At 75.6% G+C, this 3,641-nt stretch carries 2 protein-coding genes and 2 pseudogenes; all 4 read left to right on the top strand.

What is annotated here, in order from left to right; all coding sequences use genetic code 11:
- Positions 1–283 (top strand): annotated as a pseudogene (locus tag E1291_RS42925) (hypothetical protein); the annotation flags it as partial.
- Between the two features lie 553 nt (positions 284–836).
- Positions 837–1,565: a response regulator transcription factor gene (locus tag E1291_RS40180; RefSeq protein WP_131743241.1), complete on the top strand. Its 729-nt coding sequence runs from the start codon at positions 837–839 to the stop codon at positions 1,563–1,565.
- A complete protein-coding gene (locus E1291_RS40175; RefSeq protein WP_278045316.1) occupies positions 1,565–3,160 on the top strand; it encodes a sensor histidine kinase in 1,596 nt (531 codons plus the stop codon). The genes E1291_RS40180 and E1291_RS40175 overlap by 1 nt, the downstream gene beginning before the upstream one ends.
- A 100-nt stretch (positions 3,161–3,260) precedes the next feature.
- Positions 3,261–3,641: pseudogene (locus tag E1291_RS40170) on the top strand (hypothetical protein); the annotation flags it as partial.

Below are 3,641 nucleotides of genomic sequence, written 5' to 3'. Positions count from 1 at the left end.
CAAGCCCGCCCCGGCGGCCTCCGCCTCGGCCGGTTCCCCGGCGACCCCGCTGCCGCCGGTCGCCCCCGCGGTCAAGAAGCCCGCGGCCGACCCGATCGTGGCCGAGCGCACGGCCCCGCCGGTCCCGCCGCAGGCGTCCCCGCCGCCGTCCCCGTCGCCGGTGCCGCCCTCGGGCTCGGTCCCGTCGCACGCCCCGTCCCCCATCAAGGCCACCCGCCCGGCGGCCGACGAGGCCCCCGGCCCGATCGCGCCGCAGCCGCGCGGCCCCATCGAGCCGAGCTGACGCGTTCCGGTGTGCCCGTCCCGTGGGGGCGGGCACACCGGACACGGGCCCGCCGTCCGAGACGTTCGGCGACGCCCCTTTTATACGATCTTCGGATGAGCAAGAAGACCACCGGGCCCGCCGGGCGCCGGGGCGCGCGGCGTGGGACCGCCCGCCCGATCAGGCTCCTCGGCGACGTTGACTGCGATCCCGGCCCACGGGCTCGCCTGCCGGCTCGCCCGTGACCGTGCTCGTGCGAGCGCGAATCGCTTCGCGATCTTCCCGGCGGGGCTCGCCTCCGGCGTCGCCCCGCCGGTCAGGTAGCGCGCTCGCGTGACGGCTGAGGAACGCTGTGAAACTGGCTCTCGACGCTGTTTTCACAGCCCGGCCCAGGAGGCTCGCCTTCGGCTTCGCCTCGTCGGGCGGAGCACACGCCCGTGTGACGCCCGAGACCACGATGAACACGTCCTGAAACATCGTGATTTGAACGGCGAGGCGATTTCCGGTTCGCGTTCAGGGGGCTTTCAGGTTCGGGTGAGAACCTCTGCGATGATGGTGGAGGGGGACCGTGTCATTGGTTGAACGGACGGCGAACGGCGGCAGGACCGCCGAGGCCACGCTGCTCGTCGTCGAGGACGAGCCGAACATCCTCGAACTGCTGGCGGGCAGCCTGCGTTTCACCGGCTTCGACGTGCTCACCGCGACGAACGGCGCCGACGCGGTGCAGACGGCGCGGCGGCACCGGCCCGACCTGATCGTCCTGGACGTGATGCTGCCCGACATCGACGGGTTCGACGTCGCGCGGCGGCTGCGGTCGGGGGGCGACCACACGCCGGTGCTGTTCCTCACCGCCCGCGACGCCGTGCAGGACCGCGTCAAGGGGCTGACGATCGGCGGCGACGACTACGTCACCAAGCCGTTCAGCCTGGAGGAGGTCATCGCGCGGATCCGGGCCGTCCTGCGGCGGTTCCGCGGCGGCGCCGCCGAGCCGCCGCCGCGGATGGTGTTCGCCGACGTCGAGCTGGACGAGGACAGCCACGAGGTGTGGCGGGACGGCCGGGCCGTCCAGCTGTCCCCCACCGAGTTCAAGCTGCTGCGCTACTTCATGGCGAACGCGGGCCGCGTGCTGTCGAAGGCGCAGATCCTCGACCACGTGTGGAACTACGACTTCCGGGGCGACGCGGGGATCGTCGAGTCGTACGTGTCCGCGCTGCGCCGCAAGGTCGACAACACCGAGCCGCGGCTCATCCACACGCTGCGCGGCGTGGGGTACGTGCTGCGCGAGCCCCCGTCCCAGGGCTGATGGCCACCCGGGCCCCGGCGCCCGGCGGGCACTTCCCCCCGCCCGGAGGGCATCCGCCGCCCGGCGGGCATCCGCCGCGGGGCGGGTACCCGCCGCCTCCGCCGCCGGGCCCGCCCGCGCACCGCCCGCCGTGGCGGCCCGGCTCGCTGTGGGGACGCACGCCGCTGCGGGTCAAGCTGATCGCCGGGATGCTCGTGCTGGTCACCCTCGGGATGACGATCATGGGTGTGGCCGGGGCGTCGGTGCTGCGCGAGTACCTGGTCGGACGCGCCGACGACCAGCTGCGCGGCTCGGTCGGCCGGGCCACCGCGCAGGTGATCCCGCAGCTGCGGGCCGGGCACACGCAGATCGACGTCCGCATCCCGAGCGAGATGTACGGGCAGATCCGCGACGACGCCGGCCGGCCGATCCGGCAGAACCCGGCGTGGGGCGAGGTCGGCTACCCGAAGCTGCCGGCGGACGTGTCCCGCCGGCTCGACCGGCCGTTCACCGTGTCCGGTACCGGCGGGTCCCGGTCGTCGTGGCGGGTGCTGGCCGAGCCGATCCCGGGCGGCGGCGTGCTCGTCCTCGGGCTGAGCATGGACGAGATCCAGCGCACCGTCGGCCGGCTCGTCGCGATCGACGTGATCGTCGGGCTGCTGGTGCTCGCGGTGCTGGTCGTCCTCGGCGTGTGGGTCGTGCGGGCCAGCCTGCGCCCGCTCGCCGCCGTCGAGGCGACCGCCGGCGCCATCGCGGCCGGCGACCTGGCGCGGCGCGTGCCCGAGGCCGACCCGGGGACCGAGATGGGGCGGCTCGGCCGTTCCCTGAACGTGATGCTCGCGCAGATCGAGGCGGCGTTCGGCGCCCGCGCCGAGTCCGAGGCCGCGGCGCGGCGCTCGGAGGAGACGGCGCGCCGCTCGGAGGAGCGGATGCGCCGGTTCGTCGCCGACGCCAGCCACGAGCTGCGCACCCCGCTGACCGCGATCCGCGGCTTCGCCGAGTTCTACCGGCAGGGCGCGGCCCGCACCCCCGAGGAGCTCGGCCGGCTGCTCGGCCGCATCGAGGAGACCGCGGCGCGGATGGGACTGCTCGTGGAGGACCTGCTGCTCCTCGCGCGGCTGGACCGGCAGCGGCCGATCGAGCGCCGGCCGGTCGACCTGCTCGCCGTCGCCGCCGACTCCGTCCAGGAGGCCCGGGTGCTGGCGCCCGCGCGGGAGATCGAGCTGTCGGTCGCGGGCGGCCTGGCCTACCAGGTGCGCGGGGACGAGCCGCGGCTGCGGCAGGTCCTCGGCAACCTGCTGACCAACGCGATCGCGCACACCCCGGACGCCACTCCGATCGAGGTGCGGCTGTCGGCGGGCACGCTGCGCGGCGTCCGCGCGGCGGTCCTGGAGGTCGCCGACCGGGGCCCCGGCCTGACCCCCGAGCAGGCCGAACGGGTCTTCGAGCGGTTCTACCGCGCCGACCCGTCCCGGTCCCGCGAGGACGGCGGCACCGGGCTCGGCCTGGCCATCGTCGCCGCCCTGGTCGCCGCGCACGACGGCCTGGTGGAGGCCGACTCCACCCCGGGCGAGGGCGCGGTCTTCCGCGTCCTGCTGCCCCTGGACGCCGACTGACCCGGGCCCGGCGAGCCCTTCAGGACACTTTCAGGTTCGGTCCAGGCGGCGTGCAGGCCCGGGACCCAGGCTCATGGTGACGGAAGGACAGGGTGAGACCATGAGCGCCGAGCAGCCACAGCAGCGGCCACAGCAGGCATGGGAGCCGCGCCCCTACGAGCCCGAGCGGCCGGACTTCGTCCCCCAGGGCCCGCCGCCGCGTCCGGCGGCCCCGTTCCCGGAAACGGCCCCGGCGGGGGCGGCCGATGGTCCGGGCACCGGTTTCCCGAACGCCGCGTCACCGAACACCGCCTTCCCGAACGTGGGCACCACCGCGCCGGACGGCCACCCCACCGCGATGGGCGCCGCTCCCCTGGGAGGCGGCCCCCTCGGACCAGACGGTCATCCCCTCGGCGGCGGCGGGCGGCGCGGCGGGATGGTGTGGACGGCCCGCCGCAGGCTCGCCGCGGCCGGGGTCGCGGTGGCGCTGGCCGTCGGGGCG

Origin of the sequence: Actinomadura roseirufa, assembly GCF_900659635.1 — a bacterium.
GTDB lineage: Bacteria > Actinomycetota > Actinomycetes > Streptosporangiales > Streptosporangiaceae > Spirillospora > Spirillospora roseirufa.
Note: the sequence above shows the minus strand (reverse complement) of the source record. Positions and strands in the feature narration are given on the sequence as shown.